Raw genomic sequence first — 18,613 nt, 5'->3', positions numbered from 1 at the left:
CCTTTCCCAATAAAGCTCAATCTAAAATAACCGAATTTCTCAAAATCAAAAACCATTCACATTTAAGTGCCACTACTGAGCCTTACTTAAGGTAAATCTTAAAACCTTAGAAAACCGCGCCCAAGCAGACGCGGCTTTCTCTTTAATTTATACTACTGGTATTTGCGTAACTTAAGACTTTGCAGTTTTGGCCGCGCCCCCGCCAGCTGTCGGAGATTTTTGTTTTCCTTTCAATGCCACCCACAGCGGGCTGGCAATGAAAATGGAGGAATAAGCACCAAACAACAAACCAATGACCATTGCAAGTGAGAACATACGGATCGATTCGCCGCCAAATATGAACAAACATACGGAGGCAATAAACACCGTAAACACGGTTGCAAGTGACCGAGTCATTGTCTGCGCAATACTGTGATCAACTACCTGCTCTAAGTCGTCCCTGGACTTCTTCTTCGCAAATCGTAGATTTTCCCGAATACGGTCAAAAATAACGACGGTGTCATTAATGGAGAAACCAACAATCGTCAGAATTGCCGTAATAAAGGTCAAATCCACCTCAAGCCGGAAAATCGAGAAAATACTGATGACGAGGAAGGCATCATGCAACAACGAAACAATTGCTGCAACGGCAAACCGCCATTCAAAACGGATTGAGATATAAATAGCGATAGCCACAGAAGCCAATAAAATCGCCCATAACGCATTTCGTTCTAGTTCTTGCGCCATTTCCGTATCCACTGTATTGACCTCAAAGGAAGCCTTCGGATCCAGCTGTTTATTAAAAGAAATCTTAAAATCATTCACTTGCTGATCCGTCAACACCTGTGAGAAGCGAATGCCGAAACGCTCTTTCCCCGGTGTATAATCCACCTCTTTGCCAATCCCCTGCTTATTCAGCAAAGTTTGAATCTGTTCTTGTGTAACGGCTTTAGTCAAATTGACATCCACATTGGAACCGGAACGAAAGTCCACCCCGTAATTCAAGCCAAATATCGACAAGCTCAGAATACCAAGCAGTGTGATAATAATCGAGAACGTGTAGAACCACTTGCTCATCTTGATATATTTATAGTCCCAATTAAAGCGCACTGATATCACTCTCCTTCACACCAAAATACTTTGGCTTCTTCACAGCATCCGCTTTAACCAGCAGATTGAGCAAGAAGCGGGAGAAGAAGATATTCGTCAAGATACTAGTGACAATATCAACGATAAGCACCAGAGCGAATCCTCGAACAGAACCTGTTCCCAGACCAAACATAACTGCTGCCGCTATAATTGTCGTAATATTGGCATCCATAACGGTACGGAACGAAGCCTTACTACCTGCGATAACGGAAGAACGTATCGTTTTGCCTGTCTTGATTTCTTCTTTAATCCGTTCATACGTAATAATATTGGCATCGACTGCCATTCCGATCCCGAGCACGAAGGCAGCGATACCTGGGAGTGTGAGTACGAATCCACCCAAGTAGAAGATCGCAAGCACCAGCCAAGTATGAACGATGAGACAGAAACTGGCCACTAATCCCGGTACACGGAACATCGCAATCATAAATACCAGAATAATGATCGAGCCAATCAACCCAGCACGAATCGTCTGATCCAGTGACAATTGACCCAGCGTAGCACCTACACTCTGAGAATATTTTTCCGTCAGTTTGAGCGGAAGGGCACCCAGATTAATCGTATCCGCCAGTTTATTCGCTTCATCACGAGTGTAGCTACCTGTGATTGACGCGCTACCGTCCGTTAATTCCCCACGCACTGTGGGTGCAGACAGCAATTCCTGATCCAGGAAAATAGCTAATTCTTTATTCAGAAGTCGCTTTGTGATTTCTGCAAATTTAGCTTTGTCCTTGACTTTGATACTAATCTCAGGTTGATTCAGCTGATCATAGCCTACAACAGCGCCATTCTCCACAAAATCATTACCGCGGAGCTCAATTTTGCTGTATTGACCTGGCTTTTTAGCATCTGCTGCCGTTGCACTGCGAAACGTTAATTCTGCAGGCTTTTTCAGCATGGAGCGAACTTCTGCCTCATTAGTGACACCAGCAAGCCGCACGCGAATACGGTTGCTTCCCTCTGTTGTTACTTCCGGCTCAGTCGTACCGAGCGCATTAATCCGTCTCTCCAGACTTTGAGCTGTTTGTATAAGAGACTGTCTGGTTACACTCTGCCCGGCTTCCAAAGGCTGGGCTTCATATAAAATTTCAAAGCCTCCCTTTAAATCGAGGCCTAATTTTAAACTGTTCAGTAGGCCCGGGCTTGTCCCGATCATAACACCAGTAGTTATGAGCACGACCACGATGAAACTTAGAATTCTCTTCATTCCGTCCCATGTTCCCCTTTCATTCTCAATATTCCTATTATAGCTACCCCTCAAAAAGCAGTCAATTTGAACGCAAAAAAAGACCCCCTTCTATTCGAAAGTGGAGCCCCGTAATGCGGACATAGTCAAATAGTTCATAAAGCTCGTCGCTTTAAGGGAAAGTATATCGTTAACGAGCTTGTGCAGCGGAGGAATACCCTCCTTTTCATATTTATGGCTGACGCAATTCCACACGTCCTTACTTGTGACATGCTCATAGCCTACGAGAATCAACTCGTCCGCCTTACTTTGACAAAGCATCTCAATTGCGTCATCCCAATCCTGCTCATCCAGCTCTTCCATACCCACGATGGCCGTTCCTCCTCCCAGCGACTACCGGTTCCGCAGATCAGCAATTAGCGGGGTTATTGACTGCTTTGTAGAACATTTCTGTCCTGATCCTGGAAAACCCTTCTTCTCGTTGAAAATAGCCTTAAATCAACAATATATGCAATCATTTCGCTCGTCAATAGCAGAATTCACCACTCTCCCTCTTGTTGTCTAAATCACTTTGTTTCTGAACGGAAAAGCTTGTCATGAAGATGGACAGGTCCAGCATATCTTCTAAAGTAATGTATAGACGCAGAATTACATTTTGGGGAAGAGGGAGTTGCGATTGAAAAAGCAGACATTCATCCATGGAGCAATTATTTTATTGGCAGCAGGAATTATCAACCGGATACTAGGTTTTATCCCCCGAATCGCACTCCCGCGTATCATCGGCCCCGAAGGAGTTGGCTTGTACCAACAGGGGTATCCCTTTTTTATCGTTCTGGTGACGCTTATTACAGGGGGAATCCCTCTTGCGGTAGCCAAGCTAGTAGCCGAAGCCGAAACGGCGGGACAGCCCGAAATGTCGCGGCGTATTTTGCACACCAGCCTGCGCTTCACCATTACACTCAGTCTGATCGCCATGGTGCTCTGTCTTGTGTTCGCGCCTTGGATCACAAGCCATCTTCTGACCGACAGCCGCGTGTATTATACATTCGTGAGCATGAGCCCAATGATTGTCATTGTAGCTGTTTCTTCAGCTTATAGGGGCTATTTTCAGGGAAAGCAAAATATGATTCCTTCCGCTAGTTCCTCGATTGCCGAGACCGTTATGCGCATTTTTTGTGTCATTTGGTTTGCTTACTTGTTACTTCCCCATGGGGTAGCCTACGCTGCTGCAGGTGCCATGCTCGGTGCTCTGGCGGGCGAATTCATTGGCATGATTGTGCTTCTATGGCAATACGTGTGTAACCAGCGAAAAGATCGCATCCTTCAGCCGAATTCGCCTGGCCCCTCCTCTGAGGTTTATCCCGAGCAATCATCTGTTTTGTCACGTCTTATGTCTATATCCGTTCCCGTGACTGCTGGAAGGCTTGTCGGTTCCTTATCCTATTTGCTCGAATCTATCTTGTGCATGCGCAGCCTTGCCGTAGCAGGCATTGCAACTGGCGTGGCAACCGCACAATATGGAGCCATGCAGGGCATGGTCATTCCTGTGTTATTACTACCTGGGGTTCTGACCAGTTCATTAGCTGTTTCACTCGTTCCTTCGTTATCCGAAGCAGCGGCTAAGGGGCATATTATAGCCATTCACAAACGTCTACATCAATCGCTTCGGCTCGCTTTGGTTGCAGGAGCCCCATTTGCCGTGATCATGTATGTATTGGCGGAACCTCTGTGTCTGCTACTCTACAATAATGGCGATATTGCAGGAATGCTTAAGCTCATGGCACCTTTTGCTCTTTTTATGTACATTCAGGCCCCGCTTCAGGCAGCACTTCAGGCGTTAGACCGTCCTGGAAGTGCCTTATTAAATACCTTTATCGGAGCCGTTATCAAAATTGTGCTGATCGTCTGGCTTGCATCCCAACCTCAGTACGGTATCTACGGAGCTGTCATCGCCATTTGTATTAACAGTGCCATTGTTACTCTCCTTCATGGCTTCAGTGTCAGCAGGCTACTTCGCTTCCGCGTACGTTTGCTCGATTTCTGGAAGACCGGGATAGGCATGATCATCATGGCAGCAGCAGTGTTATATACCTACAGACATTTAACGATGTTCGACCAAATGTGGCTCCAATTTATTTTTGCCGCAGGCTTGGGAATTATTCTGTACCTTTTCCTGATGACCTTGATCAAAATGATTGATTGGGACAACCTTACACGCATTCCAATCCTGAGAAGATGGTTTAAAGCATAAGAAATCTAATCCGAAGATTTTCCATAGGCCGGTGGTGTAATGTACACATCACCTCTATGGTTAACCGAGCATAAAAAAACATCCTTAAAATCTTTGTGTCCCTTCGCTTGAATTTGATTTTTAAGCCAAAACCGGTTCATATCCATTCGTTCCAAATTTCGATCCAGCACCTTACCATCCATGATTAATGGAATAGGCAGTCCCTCATATCTAAACTTTCCACCGATTTGTGGAGAAGGATGGACTTTATCCACCTGTAGCTCTTTGTTTGCCAAATCTGTTCCGTTTAATTCCTGCTTCATTTTTTCGTGTTCCACTCCGACGTTATCATCCTTACCTATAACCGTTAGCTTACCTGTCGTTTCCAAAATAACATATTCAACTTCGTCCAGACTTTCTATATTTTGTTCACGAAGTTGTAACAGCAAGTCATCCAAATTGTAACGTTGTTTCACCATTTCGTCCTTGTTTAATTGTCCATTAGAGTACAATACACTGGGCCTACCATCAAATAGTAAGCGCAGTCGCCGACTTTTCAGACTGAAATAGGAAATCCCAATTTGCAAAATTAACAGCACTCCTAAAGGAATCAATCCTTCGTAAAGTGGACGTTTTATGTCCTCCAGACTGAATACAGCAATTTCTGCAATCATAATGGATATGACGAGATCGAAAACAGACAATTTACCGATCTCCCTTTTACCCATCAAGCGCATCACCAGATATACAATAAAATACATGAGCAGCGTCCGAAAAATATGAGCAAAAATATCGTGACTCAATATGTTCGCCTCCTCCCCTGTACTTGCAATAAGACATGAGTCGTTCATTGTACACGTATTCTGACCGTTCCTCACTTGGCTCATACAAAAAACAAAAGGCTAAATTATTGAAATAAAGAGAAAGACTGCTTGCGACTTGGTACTAAGCCGTGAGGCTTGGCCATAGAATGATAATAGTTCAAACCTTGGTACAGGAGGAATTATCAATGGAGCTCATTCGCCGCTGGTGTTCGTTTCGTCTGGCCCATCCTATTTTATCCGGCTTATTCTATGCTTTTGCATGGATGCTGCTTGGCGCATTGATTCTTTCACTACTCTTGTGGCTGACACAGATGCAGGAACAGGACTTATCATTGTATACGTACATCGTCCATGCATTCGCCATGCTATCTGGTGGCTTCGTCGCCGGTAAAAGATCAGCAAACAAAGGCTGGTATCAAGGCGGTATTACAGGTATCCTGTATGGACTAATCGTTCTGCTGGTCGGTTTTCTGGCATTGGATGCGGGCATGGTCGGCAAGGACCTGTTACACTTAGGTTTCGCGTTTGTCATAGGCGCAGGTGGTGGGATGTTTGGCATTAATCTCAACAAGTAATCAAAATGTTTGTACCCATGTAATAAAACAACACAAAAAACCGAGCCTCCTCAAAGGCTCGGTTTTTGTATAACGGTCACCAGCATTTTACGATTTGGAAACAACTTCCTCAGATGCCGTGTCTTTTGCAATCGCGTTGCTGATTGCACTGCGGTCAAAGGTCAGCTTCGTGACATCATTCACACGCAAAACTACTACATCATCCGTAATCTCCATAATTGTACCGTGAAGACCTCCGATTGTAATGACTTTATCTCCCTTTTTCAAAGCTTGAAGCATCGTTTGACGTTGCTTTTGTTTTTTCTGATTCGGGCGAATCAGCAAGAAATAGAAGATTACAAACATCAGAGCCAGTGGCCAGATCATTTGAAAAAGTCCGCCAGTTCCACCGGGTGTAGCAGCGGCTGTAGCAAAATGAAACATGTTAAATCCCCCTTTCGTATACTCTCCCTAAAACTTAAAATCCTTTATCATTATCATGAAGACCGTACTGCTCAAAAAATTCATCTCGGAAATCAAGCAGCCTGTCATCCATAATCGCTTGTCTGACATTACGCATCAATTGTATTAAGAAATGCAAGTTATGATACGTTGTCAGTCGGAGCCCGAAGGTTTCATCCGCTTTAATCAAATGTCGCAAGTAAGCACGTGAATAATTGCGACAGGTATAACAATCACAAGCAGGATCGAGCGGGCCAAAATCACTTGCATATTGGGCATTGCGAACGACAAGACGACCTTGGCTGGTCATCGTTGTCCCGTTGCGAGCAATTCGGGTTGGAAGTACACAATCGAACATATCCACACCACGGATAGAGCCTTCAATCAAAGCATCAGGCGAACCCACGCCCATCAAATAACGTGGCTTGTTGGTGGGAAGCAGAGGAACCGTATAATCGAGCACTTCATACATCAAATGTTTCGGTTCACCTACGCTCAGTCCACCAATAGCATACCCCGGGAAATCCATGGAAGTCAAATCCGCAGCGCTTTGCCTGCGCAGATCTTCATGCATGCCTCCCTGAACAATGGCAAACAGACCTTGATCACGAGGACGCGCGTGTGCCTCTAGACAACGCTCAGCCCAACGGCTGGTGCGTTCCAGTGACTTTTTCACATACTCATATTCAGCCGGAAACGGCGGACATTCATCGAAGGCCATCATAATATCTGAGCCAAGCGAGTTTTGAATTTCCATCGCCACTTCAGGCGAAAGAAACTTTTTATCTCCATTTAAATGAGAGCGAAAATGAACACCCTCCTCTGAAATCTTGCGCATTTCACTTAAAGAAAACACCTGGAATCCGCCGCTGTCCGTTAAAATAGGACGATCCCAATTCATAAACTTGTGCAGTCCACCCGCTTCACGAATAATATCGTGGCCCGGACGAAGAAACAAATGGTACGTGTTACTCAAAATAATTTGAGCATCCATCGCTTTTAGTTCCTCAGGACTCATCGTTTTAACAGTAGCCTGAGTTCCCACAGGCATAAAGGTTGGTGTCTCAATAACTCCGTGAGGAGTGTGTACACGCCCGAGACGGGCTCCCGATTGCTTGCAGGTTTTGATATGTTCGTATCTTATTGCTGGTGCCATATTTTCTCAACCATCCTTAATTAATAAATGAACATTGCATCCCCGAAGCTGAAAAACCGATATTGTCGGTCAATCGCCTCCTGGTAAGCATGCATAATATTCTCCCTGCCCGCCAGTGCGCTGACCAGCATAACCAAGGTGGATTTGGGCAAATGAAAATTCGTAATCATCGCATCCACCACACGGAATTCATAGCCTGGATAAATAAAAATCTGTGTCCAGCCACTACTGGCCTCTAATACTCCATCACCAAATTTATTACCCACCGTCTCCAGCGTCCGGCAACTGGTCGTCCCCACCGCCACGACTCTTCCACCGCGCGCCTTGGTTTCATTGAGTACATCGGCTGTTTCCTGTGACAATGAATAGTATTCTTCATGCATTACGTGCTCTTCAATCGTATCCACAGACATCGGTCTGAACGTCCCTAAGCCAACATGAAGTGTGATAAAGGCAACGGTAACGCCCTTCTTTTTAATCTGGTCCAGCAATTCTTCTGTAAAGTGCAGCCCTGCCGTTGGAGCCGCAGCCGAACCTTCATGCCGAGCATAAACGGTCTGATAGCGCTCGCGGTCATCCAGTTGTTCCTTGATATACGGCGGAAGCGGCATTTGGCCCAAGCGGTCCAATATCTCCTGGAAAATACCGTCATATGAAAATGACAGTACCCTTCCGCCCATATCTCCTTCTTCCTCAATTACTGCTTTCAGCTCATCACCGAAAACGATAACAGCACCCTTTTTCAGCTTTTTACCAGGTTTCACCAATGCTTCCCATCGGTCCCCTTGCAGTTGCTTAAGCAACAAAACCTCAGCCTTAGCTCCCGTGTCTTCCTTGATGCCAAACAAGCGTGCAGGAATCACTCTCGTATCGTTTAATACCAACGTATCCCCTGGTTGGAGATACTGCACAATATCCGAAAACGTATGATGGCCCACTTCACCGTTATTTTTGTTTAATGTCAGTAATCTGGAAGCGCTCCGATCAAGCAAAGGCGTCTGTGCAATTAATGTTTCAGGCAGTTCAAAATCGTAGTCGTTTACGTTCATATATTGGTCAGTCCTTAACTATATCCACATTTTTATAATAGTGTTGCAAAATTTTCTTGTAATCATACCCCTGCTCGGCCAAACCATTGGCACCCCATTGGGATAAGCCCAAACCATGACCATTTCCTTTACCTGTAAAAATAAAGCTTTGTGTTTTGTCAATGACTCGTGCATGACGATCTTCATTCATGACGATCACCCCGTTACCACTTGAAGTACTGCTGCCAGATGCGGACAGGATTTGAGTGCCTTGTGTACCACTTACATGAGAAGTAGCCCCATCAGCGCCTAATACAGTATAACTTCCGGTACTCGCAATATCAAACAGTGTGCTCGGGAGGCCGCCCATTGCTGAGCGAAACATATCCGGATATTTCACTTTCAAAGGGGTTCCGTTCGCTTCAACCTCCAACACTCGCCCTGATGGACCACGTTTGGTGACATCGAGGTGATTAATAGAGGAAGGCACTGTGCCCGTTACTTTCCCTTGCAGGGATTTAGCAAGCTGAGCTGACGTAAAGGGCCCCCGCACCCATGCATAGTCTCCGGACTGAGGCACCTTTTCTAATACAATGATCTCTTCGCCCGGCTGCGCCTTGGCTATTGGTGTAACCGTCGATTGAATTTGGGGAATAGGACGCACATTTGTATTTTCCGCAGTGACGGTGATTTTGTCTAACCCCGCTTCTGTGACACCCTCCAGTTCCTTAGCATTATCCTCACGAATATACCCTGTCTTGCCACTGGAGAGAAGTACATGATACCACTCCTGTGCTCCTTTTTGCGCCGAAGTATCCCCCGAGCTGTCTACGCTAGCAAAGGCTTCGCCACCACTGTTCCACACCTCAGAGGCATCTGCTGTCACACCGCCCGCATTAGATGAAAATACAGCTTCGACCACTTTACCGCCACTTTTAATGACTTCACCAGCCGTTGCATCTACAGCCTTATTGACGTTGGCATGTTCCGAGCTCTTCCCGTTGTAAGCCTGGCTTAACGTGCCATCTACCACATTGCCGATCTGAAACCGATTGCCTTGGGCAAGCGCATAGCTACGAGCCGCTACCGCTTGAGCCTTGAGCGCTTCATCTGGCCATGAGGAATAGACCTCTGCTCCTACCACGGAATACAAATACTGCTCCAAAGGAACTTCGTTCACAAGCGCCAGCTGGCCTGACGTCATGCCAATCTCCATCTCGCCGCGATATGTACGCTGTGATCTTTCCATCACTTGTACTCCATTATTACCGCCGTTGACAATTATCTTGCTATTATCAGAACCACTTAGCATGTAATGAGACATCACCTGCGAGCCGGTCGTGACTCCTGCTTCCTGTCTTATAATGAGGCCGGCTTGAGTAGCATTAACTTTAGACAACGTGAGTCTCGGCTGCTTGCTCTCCAGCTCAGTTTTCAAAGCCAACAGCTTGCTGTCATTACTTTCTTCTCCAACCCACACGGCATACTGACCTCTTGATTGAATCACAGTAAAAGCATCAAAGCCCGCCGCAGCAATTGTCGTTCGAACGAGATTAGCTTCCTGCTCGCTTCCGTAGCTTCCAGTGGACCAATGCTTGTTTCCCTTCACCTCGGCCTGCGCTCCGGTTGCCGAGGAAATCCGCTGTACAGCAGCCTGCGCAGACTGTTCACTAGCATATATTCCCGCGTACACTTGATACACAGAGCTACCATTTTTTGAACCGATAAAAACCGTAGGTTTATCATTAGTCTTTTGCAGGGCTTGTGCCGCTTTTATCGCCGTTGCTTCATTTCCTTCAAGTACCTTCACCCGATAGCTGTCTACACTAAAACGAGCTGTACTGTCTGGCAGTCCCATCCAAGTTTGAAAGCTGCCTCCACTGTTCTGTCCAACACTCAGACCTCCTGATGATTTCAAGGTTACAGCGGGGACTGTCGCTTTATATTTGCTGCCTAGATCCGCAAAAATCACTACACGAATATCCTCTTGGGCGGCGGCAGCGTGAACGCCCGAAGACCAAGGTATGCACACTGTAGCTAATACCATAATCGCTGCTGCTCGTTTGGCCCGGCCCATCCATACACCGAAAATACTTTCTCGGTTAAATGCTTTTCCACTCATTTCTGGCTCCCCCAATCTAGCTGCCTAGCACTTATATTTGCGTAATTTATCGGGCTCTCGATCCTTGTCTGTCCCTTTAAATACATCGGCGGAATAAACCAAAATATAAACCCGCCAAAATCTTACTTATACTCTCATTCCCTCAGTCATCCGTCAGCCGATATCGTATTCACCATACTGCATGTAACCATGCAATAATTTTTTAAAAAAGTGCATCATGTTTCCTAATCACCGTGGATCCGTTGGCATGGGGATTCCAAGGTGGGCATATGCCGCCGGAGTCACTGTTCGTCCCCGAGGTGTTCTTTGTAAAAGACCAATTTGTAACAAATAGGGTTCATACACGTCCTCAATAGTCTGACTCTCTTCACCAATGGTTGCAGCAATTGTGTCCAATCCTACAGGTCCGCCCCGGAATGAATGAATCATGGCCTTAAGCATTTTATGATCAATTTCATCCAGCCCGAGAGGATCTATTTGAAGTCTCTTTAGCGCCTCTGCAGCCAACTCAGAATGAATAATTCCGTCTCCGGCAACCTGGGCAAAATCACGCACCCTTTTTAATAGTCGGTTGGCAATACGCGGTGTCCCCCGTGAACGCAATGCGATTTCCTCCGCCGCATCCCCGACAATTTCAATCTCCATAATATCCGCGTTCCTAGACACAATGTAAGCCAGCTCGTCTGTCGTATAAAACTCTAATCGACTAATAACACCAAACCGGTCACGCAATGGCGCAGAGAGCAGCCCAGCGCGCGTAGTGGCCCCTATAAGAGTAAAGGGTGGCAAATCCAGACGGACTGAGCGTGCACTCGGGCCTTTACCAATCATAATATCCAGCGCAAAATCCTCCATCGCCGGATACATGACTTCTTCCACCGTACGATGAAGGCGATGAATCTCATCAATGAACAAAACATCACCCTCTTGAAGATTGGTCAGCAATGCTGCCAAATCTCCCGGTCTTTCAATTGCAGGACCTGAAGTCGTACGCAGATTAACCCCCAACTCATTGGCAATAATGTTAGCAAGAGTTGTTTTACCCAACCCAGGCGGTCCGTACAACAGTACATGGTCCAACGCTTCTTTACGCATTTTGGCCGCTTCAATATATACTTTCAGATTTTCCTTAACCTGATTTTGCCCGATATATTCATTTAGATAACGGGGGCGAAGGCTTAGCTCCGCCGTCTGGTCTTCCATCATCAAATTGGCGGAAATAATCCGGTCATCCATATTCCATCGCTCCTCTTTTCACCAGACACTTGTTAACGGACATCCGCGTCCTATCCGGCAAACAACAGTTGCAAAGCCCGCTTCATCAAAATATCGGCAGATTCATCAGGTTTTGCATCTTTCTTCATTCTGCTCCATACCTTATCCAACTCAGTATCAGTATAACCGAGGGCCTTGAGCGCCTCACGGGCCTCGCCCCAATATGAACCTTCGCCTTCTTCTACGACAGGCTCAGCAAACAATCCGGTTGCCATCCCCAACGAGCCAATACCGTCCAGCTTGTCTTTCAAATCCAGAATCATACGTTGTGCCGTCTTTTTACCGATCCCCGGTAACTTGGTGAGAAATGTGATATTCTCCTGATAAATCGCCGTTACCACATGAGCAGGCGTACCGCCTCCTAAAATACCAAGCGCAACACGTGGTCCAATACCAGATACATCAATCAGTTTACGGAATAGCTGCTGCTCCTCACGGGTCGCAAAACCGAACAGTAAAATAGCATCTTCCCTTACATGATGGTGAATATAAATAACCACTGGACCTTCAGTTTTGGCGAACGCGTAAGGATTCGGACAAAATACCCGGTACCCTACACCCTGTACATCTAAAACGACATATTCATTTTCCAAATGGGCCACAGAACCACGCAAGAAATCTATCATTTTCGTAATACCTCATTTAATTTTGAATTTAGTCCATAGGAGTGCGCATGACAAATAGCCACCGCCAAAGCATCCGCTACATCGTCCGGTTTCGGCACAGTTTGAAGCTTTAGAAACATTCTAACCATTTCTTGTACCTGTTTCTTCTCAGCCTTACCATACCCTACAATAGCCTGCTTTACCTGCATCGGCGTGTATTCACCTATAGGCAAATTACGTTGTTTTGCAGCCAGCACCAGCACCCCACGTGCCTGACTTACAGACATAGCGGTTGTAACGTTGCGATTAAAAAAGAGCTTCTCCAGTGCTACTGCATCAGGCTTATATTTATCTATTAATTGCAACATGCCTTCATACACATGAAGCAGCCTTTCTTCTTCCGGTGTATGAGCCTCCGTCTGGATGCAGCCATACTGTACAGGCACCACTTTACTGCCAATCTTGTCTACAAACCCGAAGCCCACAATAGCAATACCCGGATCAATTCCTAGAAAACGCAAAAAAATCTCTCCTCTATCGCTCAATCATGGCGTAACTAACCAATAGTCAACGTTATCCTGAATATACTCAAAAGCCAAATACCATATAAAGCGAACATATGTGTCGTTCTTTTCATTATAACAAAACTTTGTATCTAATAGAGGAAAAAATTTAAACATGAGTAAAAACATAAAAAGAGACGCTTCAAGCCTCACCTCATGGGCAAAGCCTAACGTCTCGCAGTTGTAATCAATAGTGCTGTTTTAATACCCTTTGTGTTCGCTCCACGGCAAAGTCACTAAAAGTGGAAATTACACTGTTATACTCATTTATATCCTGTACACGGATTCCCTGCTGAAGTTGTTTATACACCCCTTCTGGCAAGGCCGTCTCCATGGAACCCACATCCAATTGAAAAAAAGTGCGGATAACTTTTTCTCTTTTAGGCAGTCCTTCATACAATGTAAGCTGGCCGTCAGTGCTCAAACCCATGTATCCACGCTCTTTGCATGACTCTGACAAGTCTTCCACCCTGCGTTCCAGCCACACCTCTCCTTTGGTATTAAGTCGTCCCTTCCAATCGGGATGTTGCTTCAGTAAGGTCTCTAGCTGCTGTGAACTTAGCGTTCCCAAGGAAAGTGTTTCCGTACCACATACGTAGGTGGTTAACAGACGGGTCTTCCTGCTTATACCGGAAGCACGAATACTTTGTAATAGTTGCATATGTGAGGAGTGATCTTCAGTTGGACCCAGATGTGAAGCCTCCTCCATGCCCTCCTCTGCCATGACGGTAGTAGCGAGTGGCTGTGACAACATAGCCTGCATATAATTCGATAACAGAATACCCAACCCTGCCAGCAAACAAGCCGCGCCCAAAATGCTACAGGCCCACACTGTTCTTCTCCACTGTTTCCAGCGCCGTTTCATCTGTTTTTTCCAACTTAATCGCTTCACAGTAATCCCTTCCGTCCCACTTTTTGTGTTAGTGTGACCTGGTGATTACTGATTTATACAAAAAGATAATTAATATAACAAAAAAGCCGCTGCTTCCAGCGACTTTCCTTTTGAATCGGGATGACACGATTTGAACATGCGACCCCCTGGTCCCAAACCAGGTGCTCTACCAAGCTGAGCTACATCCCGAAATACATGCCGGTGAGAGGACTCGAACCTCCACGGTTTCCCTCACGATTTTGAGTCGCGCGCGTCTGCCAATTCCGCCACACCGGCTTATGAAGTTAATGGCGCGCCCTGAGAGATTCGAACTCCCGGCCTTTTGATTCGTAGTCAAACGCTCTATCCAGCTGAGCTAAGGGCGCAAATATGGAGCGGACGACGGGAATCGAACCCGCGACCCTCGCCTTGGCAAGGCGATGCTCTACCGCTGAGCCACGTCCGCAATATCATTATATCCATGACATATAAGTGCATGAATGGTGAGCCATGAAGGACTCGAACCTTCGACACCCTGATTAAAAGTCAGGTGCTCTACCAACTGAGCTAATGGCTCCCAACAGGGTAACATAACTTTGTAAAAATGGCGGAACTGACGGGATTCGAACCCGCGATCTCCTGCGTGACAGGCAGGCATGTTAGGCCTCTACACCACAGTTCCATAGCAGTTTACATTCAAAAGTTAATTGGTTGCGGGGGCAGGATTTGAACCTGCGACCTTCGGGTTATGAGCCCGACGAGCTACCGAACTGCTCCACCCCGCGATAATATAAGGGACTTCTATTTAAATAAATGGTGGAGGCTGAGGGGTTCGAACCCCCGACCCTCTGCTTGTAAGGCAGATGCTCTCCCAGCTGAGCTAAGCCTCCATATTACTTATGACCCGTAGGGGATTCGAACCCCTGTTACCTCCGTGAAAGGGAGGTGTCTTAACCCCTTGACCAACGGGCCATACAATAAAATAATTATGGCGGAGAGAGAGGGATTCGAACCCTCGAGACGCTTTTGGCGCCTACACGATTTCCAATCGTGCTCCTTCGGCCAACTCGGACACCTCTCCATATGGCTCCCCGAACAGGACTCGAACCTGTGACAACTCGATTAACAGTCGAGTGCTCTACCAACTGAGCTATCAGGGAATAATAATCATAAAGCTCTGCTTGGCGACGTCCTACTCTCCCAGGACCCTGCGGTCCAAGTACCATCGGCGCTGGAGGGCTTAACGGTCGTGTTCGGGATGGGTACGTGTGGAACCCCTCCGCTATCGCCACCAAACATGAATTTGCTATGCAAATTCTTCCGTAAGGTTATTCGCTTCATCACTTATCGTGTGAATGAATAGCCATGCGCTTGTTGTATGTCACTTGTACATACGTTCAAGGTTACACCCTGAAAACTGGATCCGAAACTCATTTGCGTTTTATTTTAGGATAAGCCCTCGACCGATTAGTATTGGTCAGCTCCATGCATTACTGCACTTCCACCCCCAACCTATCTACCTCGTCGTCTTCAAGGGGTCTTACTAATTGGGAAATCTCATCTTGAGGGGGGCTTCACGCTTAGATGCTTTCAGCGCTTATCCCTTCCGTACATAGCTACCCAGCGGTGCTCCTGGCGGAACAACTGGTACACCAGCGGTACGTCCATCCCGGTCCTCTCGTACTAAGGACAGCTCCTCTCAAATTTCCTACGCCCACGACAGATAGGGACCGAACTGTCTCACGACGTTCTGAACCCAGCTCGCGTACCGCTTTAATGGGCGAACAGCCCAACCCTTGGGACCTACTTCAGCCCCAGGATGCGATGAGCCGACATCGAGGTGCCAAACCTCCCCGTCGATGTGGACTCTTGGGGGAGATAAGCCTGTTATCCCCAGGGTAGCTTTTATCCGTTGAGCGATGGCCCTTCCATGCGGTACCACCGGATCACTAAGCCCGACTTTCGTCCCTGCTCGACTTGTAGGTCTCGCAGTCAAGCTCCCTTCTGCCTTTGCACTCTTCGAATGATTTCCAACCATTCTGAGGGAACCTTGGGGCGCCTCCGTTACTCTTTAGGAGGCGACCGCCCCAGTCAAACTGCCCACCTGACACTGTCCTCGTACCGGATCACGGTACCAAGTTAGAACCTAGATACGATCAGGGTGGTATCCCAAGGATGCCTCCCTTCAAGCTGGCGCTCAAAGTTCGACGGCTCCCACCTATCCTGTACAGATCGTACCCAAATTCAATATCAAGCTGCAGTAAAGCTCCATGGGGTCTTTCCGTCTTGTCGCGGGTAACCTGCATCTTCACAGGTATTAAAATTTCACCGGATCTCTCGTTGAGACAGCGCCCAAGTCGTTACGCCATTCGTGCGGGTCAGAATTTACCTGACAAGGAATTTCGCTACCTTAGGACCGTTATAGTTACGGCCGCCGTTTACTGGGGCTTCGGTTCATAGCTTCGCCCGAAGGCTTACCACTCCCCTTAACCTTCCAGCACCGGGCAGGCGTCAGCCCGTATACTTCGCCTTGCGGCTTCGCACAGACCTGTGTTTTTGCTAAACAGTCGCTTGGGCCTTTTCACTGCGGCCCCCTCGGGCTATTCACCCTACCGAGGCACCCCTTCTCCCGAAGTTACGGGGTCATTTTGCCGAGTTCCTTAACGAGAGTTCTTCCGCGCGCCTTAGAATTCTCTTCTCGCCTACCTGTGTCGGTTTGCGGTACGGGCACCTTCTCCTGGCTAGAGGCTTTTCTTGGCAGTCTGAGATCATGACCTTCGCTACTACAATTTTCGCTCCCCATCACAGCCCAGCCTTACGATGTGCGGATTTGCCTACACATCAGCCTCACTGCTTAGACGGACATCCATCAGTCCGCGTCACTACCCTACTGCGTCACCCCATCGCTCATAACGGATTACGGTGGTACAGGAATTTCGACCTGTTGTCCTTCGACTACGCCTATCGGCCTCGCCTTAGGTCCCGACTTACCCTGAGCGGACGAACCTTCCTCAGGAACCCTTAGGCTTTCGGCGGATCTGATTCTCACAGATCTTTTCGTTACTCATACCGGCATTCTCACTTGAATGCAGTCCAGCGCTCCTTACGGTACACCTTCAACCCGCATTCAACGCTCCCCTACCCCTGATGCAAAGCATCAAGCCATAGCTTCGGTGGTGTGTTTAGCCCCGTTACATTTTCGGCGCAGAGTCACTCGACCAGTGAGCTATTACGCACTCTTTCAATGGTGGCTGCTTCTAAGCCAACATCCTGGTTGTCTGTGCAACTCCACATCCTTTCCCACTTAACACACACTTGGGGACCTTAGCTGATGGTCTGGGCTGTTTCCCTTTCGACAATGGATCTTAGCACTCACTGTCTGACTCCCGGAACTAAATCTATGGCATTCGGAGTTTGACTGAGCTTGGTAACCCTTGCGGGCCCCGCACCCAATCAGTGCTCTACCTCCACGATTCTTCTTTCCGAGGCTAGCCCTAAAGCTATTTCGGGGAGAACCAGCTATCTCCGGGTTCGATTGGAATTTCTCCGCTACCCCCACCTCATCCCCGCATTTTTCAACATGCGTGGGTTCGGGCCTCCAGTGCGTGTTACCGCACCTTCACCCTGGACAGGGGTAGATCACCCGGTTTCGGGTCTACGTCCACGTACTCAAATCGCCCTATTCAGACTCGCTTTCGCTGCGGCTTCAGCTCTTCACCTTAACCTTGCACGGGAACGTAACTCGCCGGTTCATTCTACAAAAGGCACGCCATCACCCGTGATTTTTCCAAAGGAAAATATCATAGGGCTCTGACTTCTTGTAAGCACACGGTTTCAGGATCTATTTCACTCCCCTTCCGGGGTGCTTTTCACCTTTCCCTCACGGTACTGCTTCACTATCGGTCGCCAGGGAGTATTTAGCCTTGGCAGATGGTCCTGCCGGATTCATACGGGGTTTCACGTGCCCCGCACTACTCGGGATCCGTCTCGGAGGGAACAAGTTTTGAACTACAGGGCTTTTACCTTCTCTGGCGGGCCTTTCCAGACCTCTTCATCTAACCGGTTCCTTTGTAACTCCATGTGAGACGTCCCACAACCCCAAGGAGCAAGCTCCTTGGTTTGGGCTAATCCGCGTTCGCTCGCCGCTACTGACGGAATCACTATTGTTTTCTCTTCCTCAGGGTACTTAGATGTTTCAGTTCCCCTGGTCTGCCTCTCACTCACCTATGAATTCAGTGAGTAGTGACTGTCGATGAAGACAGCCGGGTTTCCCCATTCGGACATCCCCGGATCAAAGCTTGCTTACAGCTCCCCGAGGCCTTATCGTTGTTCGCCACGTCCTTCGTCGGCTCCTGGCGCCTAGGCATCCTCCGTGTGCTCTTTGTAGCTTAACCTAGATTTTTCTTTGATAAAAGAAAATGTCGATGTTCGATAAAGAATGATTTTTGCCAAAGGCAAAAGATCTTTCCTTACCTGCTACCTTTATTTCACTTGTTTACACAAGATCAGCTTAAAGGAATATTCTAAAACGCAATTTCGTTTCGGTATCCAGTTTTCAAGGTGCAATTCGCTTCATCGAAGCGAAACCCGATGAATATTTCGGTTCCAC

14 protein-coding genes, 11 tRNA genes and 2 rRNA genes are annotated in these 18,613 nt (G+C 47.3%); 2 read left to right on the top strand and 25 right to left on the bottom strand.

The genetic code is table 11. The features are described from left to right. Window positions 1–171 precede the first annotated feature (171 nt). The 3 genes from secF to ACEN8J_RS03440 form a co-directional block, all read right to left on the bottom strand. Complete coding sequence (gene secF, locus ACEN8J_RS03450; protein WP_495594235.1) at window positions 172–1,089, bottom strand: protein translocase subunit SecF; 918 nt, start codon at window positions 1,087–1,089, stop codon at window positions 172–174. Next, window positions 1,079–2,335 carry a protein translocase subunit SecD gene (secD, locus tag ACEN8J_RS03445; protein ID WP_028542425.1) on the bottom strand — a complete coding sequence of 419 codons (1,257 nt, stop codon included), beginning with the start codon at window positions 2,333–2,335 and terminating at the stop codon, window positions 1,079–1,081. The genes secF and secD overlap by 11 nt, the downstream gene beginning before the upstream one ends. Before the next feature lie 90 nt (window positions 2,336–2,425). Next, window positions 2,426–2,683, bottom strand: a complete 258-nt coding sequence (locus tag ACEN8J_RS03440; protein WP_013311570.1) for a post-transcriptional regulator — start codon at window positions 2,681–2,683, stop codon at window positions 2,426–2,428. Between the two features lie 307 nt (window positions 2,684–2,990). Between ACEN8J_RS03440 and spoVB the strand changes: the two genes are divergently transcribed. After that, window positions 2,991–4,565 (top strand): stage V sporulation protein B, encoded by a 1,575-nt coding sequence (gene spoVB, locus ACEN8J_RS03435; protein WP_209949769.1) that lies wholly within the window; start codon window positions 2,991–2,993, stop codon window positions 4,563–4,565. Between the two features lie 5 nt (window positions 4,566–4,570). Here spoVB and ACEN8J_RS03430 read toward each other — a convergent pair whose 3' ends face one another. Continuing rightward, entirely contained in the window at window positions 4,571–5,347 is a 777-nt protein-coding gene (locus ACEN8J_RS03430) for a YetF domain-containing protein (protein WP_029514807.1), read from the bottom strand. Window positions 5,348–5,553: 206 nt separating this feature from the next. Here ACEN8J_RS03430 and ACEN8J_RS03425 point away from each other — a divergent pair, with 206 nt between their 5' ends. Then, the gene (locus tag ACEN8J_RS03425; RefSeq protein WP_029514806.1) at window positions 5,554–5,943 is read left to right on the top strand and encodes a TIGR04086 family membrane protein; all 390 of its coding nucleotides are present in this window, start codon (window positions 5,554–5,556) and stop codon (window positions 5,941–5,943) included. Window positions 5,944–6,030: 87 nt separating this feature from the next. Here the strand turns inward: ACEN8J_RS03425 and yajC are convergent, their stop codons facing one another. The 21 genes from yajC to ACEN8J_RS03320 form a co-directional block, all read right to left on the bottom strand. Beyond that, window positions 6,031–6,366, bottom strand: coding sequence for a preprotein translocase subunit YajC (gene yajC, locus ACEN8J_RS03420; protein ID WP_029514804.1), 336 nt, complete (start codon window positions 6,364–6,366; stop codon window positions 6,031–6,033). 34 nt (window positions 6,367–6,400) lie between these two features. Continuing rightward, window positions 6,401–7,540 carry a tRNA guanosine(34) transglycosylase Tgt gene (tgt, locus tag ACEN8J_RS03415; protein ID WP_318627550.1) on the bottom strand — a complete coding sequence of 380 codons (1,140 nt, stop codon included), beginning with the start codon at window positions 7,538–7,540 and terminating at the stop codon, window positions 6,401–6,403. A gap of 20 nt (window positions 7,541–7,560) precedes the next feature. After that, window positions 7,561–8,589, bottom strand: coding sequence for a tRNA preQ1(34) S-adenosylmethionine ribosyltransferase-isomerase QueA (gene queA / locus ACEN8J_RS03410; RefSeq protein ID WP_029514801.1), 1,029 nt, complete (start codon window positions 8,587–8,589; stop codon window positions 7,561–7,563). 7 nt (window positions 8,590–8,596) lie between these two features. After that, on the bottom strand, window positions 8,597–10,690 hold the full coding sequence (locus tag ACEN8J_RS03405; RefSeq protein ID WP_495594234.1) for a SpoIID/LytB domain-containing protein: 2,094 nt from the start codon (window positions 10,688–10,690) through the stop codon (window positions 8,597–8,599). A 228-nt stretch (window positions 10,691–10,918) separates the two neighbouring features. Further along, the gene (ruvB, locus tag ACEN8J_RS03400; RefSeq protein ID WP_013372650.1) at window positions 10,919–11,926 is read right to left on the bottom strand and encodes a Holliday junction branch migration DNA helicase RuvB; all 1,008 of its coding nucleotides are present in this window, start codon (window positions 11,924–11,926) and stop codon (window positions 10,919–10,921) included. Window positions 11,927–11,976: 50 nt separating this feature from the next. Continuing rightward, window positions 11,977–12,591, bottom strand: coding sequence for a Holliday junction branch migration protein RuvA (gene ruvA, locus ACEN8J_RS03395; RefSeq protein ID WP_307347889.1), 615 nt, complete (start codon window positions 12,589–12,591; stop codon window positions 11,977–11,979). Further along, a complete protein-coding gene (gene ruvC / locus ACEN8J_RS03390) occupies window positions 12,588–13,091 on the bottom strand; it encodes a crossover junction endodeoxyribonuclease RuvC (protein WP_029514797.1) in 504 nt (167 codons plus the stop codon). The genes ruvA and ruvC overlap by 4 nt, the downstream gene beginning before the upstream one ends. A 229-nt stretch (window positions 13,092–13,320) precedes the next feature. Then, window positions 13,321–14,025 carry a BofC C-terminal domain-containing protein gene (locus ACEN8J_RS03385; protein ID WP_029514796.1) on the bottom strand — a complete coding sequence of 235 codons (705 nt, stop codon included), beginning with the start codon at window positions 14,023–14,025 and terminating at the stop codon, window positions 13,321–13,323. A 115-nt stretch (window positions 14,026–14,140) separates the two neighbouring features. Further along, a tRNA-Pro gene (locus ACEN8J_RS03380) sits at window positions 14,141–14,214 on the bottom strand. 7 nt (window positions 14,215–14,221) lie between these two features. After that, a tRNA-Leu gene (locus ACEN8J_RS03375) sits at window positions 14,222–14,301 on the bottom strand. Window positions 14,302–14,313: 12 nt separating this feature from the next. Continuing rightward, window positions 14,314–14,390 (bottom strand) — tRNA-Arg (locus tag ACEN8J_RS03370). Between the two features lie 5 nt (window positions 14,391–14,395). Continuing rightward, window positions 14,396–14,470: transfer RNA gene (locus ACEN8J_RS03365), tRNA-Gly, on the bottom strand. A gap of 35 nt (window positions 14,471–14,505) precedes the next feature. Beyond that, window positions 14,506–14,581: transfer RNA gene (locus ACEN8J_RS03360), tRNA-Lys, on the bottom strand. A gap of 28 nt (window positions 14,582–14,609) precedes the next feature. Beyond that, a tRNA-Asp gene (locus ACEN8J_RS03355) sits at window positions 14,610–14,686 on the bottom strand. Between the two features lie 26 nt (window positions 14,687–14,712). Beyond that, window positions 14,713–14,789, bottom strand: a tRNA-Met gene (locus tag ACEN8J_RS03350). A gap of 29 nt (window positions 14,790–14,818) precedes the next feature. Then, window positions 14,819–14,894: transfer RNA gene (locus ACEN8J_RS03345), tRNA-Val, on the bottom strand. 10 nt (window positions 14,895–14,904) lie between these two features. After that, window positions 14,905–14,976 (bottom strand) — tRNA-Glu (locus ACEN8J_RS03340). Window positions 14,977–14,993: 17 nt separating this feature from the next. Next, window positions 14,994–15,085: transfer RNA gene (locus ACEN8J_RS03335), tRNA-Ser, on the bottom strand. Window positions 15,086–15,088: 3 nt separating this feature from the next. Next, window positions 15,089–15,164 (bottom strand) — tRNA-Asn (locus ACEN8J_RS03330). Window positions 15,165–15,183: 19 nt separating this feature from the next. Beyond that, window positions 15,184–15,300: ribosomal RNA gene (gene rrf / locus ACEN8J_RS03325) — 5S ribosomal RNA — on the bottom strand. A gap of 151 nt (window positions 15,301–15,451) precedes the next feature. Further along, window positions 15,452–18,398: ribosomal RNA gene (locus ACEN8J_RS03320) — 23S ribosomal RNA — on the bottom strand. Between the last annotated feature and the right edge of the window lie 215 nt (window positions 18,399–18,613).

Source organism: Paenibacillus sp. Paensp38 (assembly GCF_059491915.1).
Note: the sequence above shows the minus strand (reverse complement) of the source record. Positions and strands in the feature narration are given on the sequence as shown.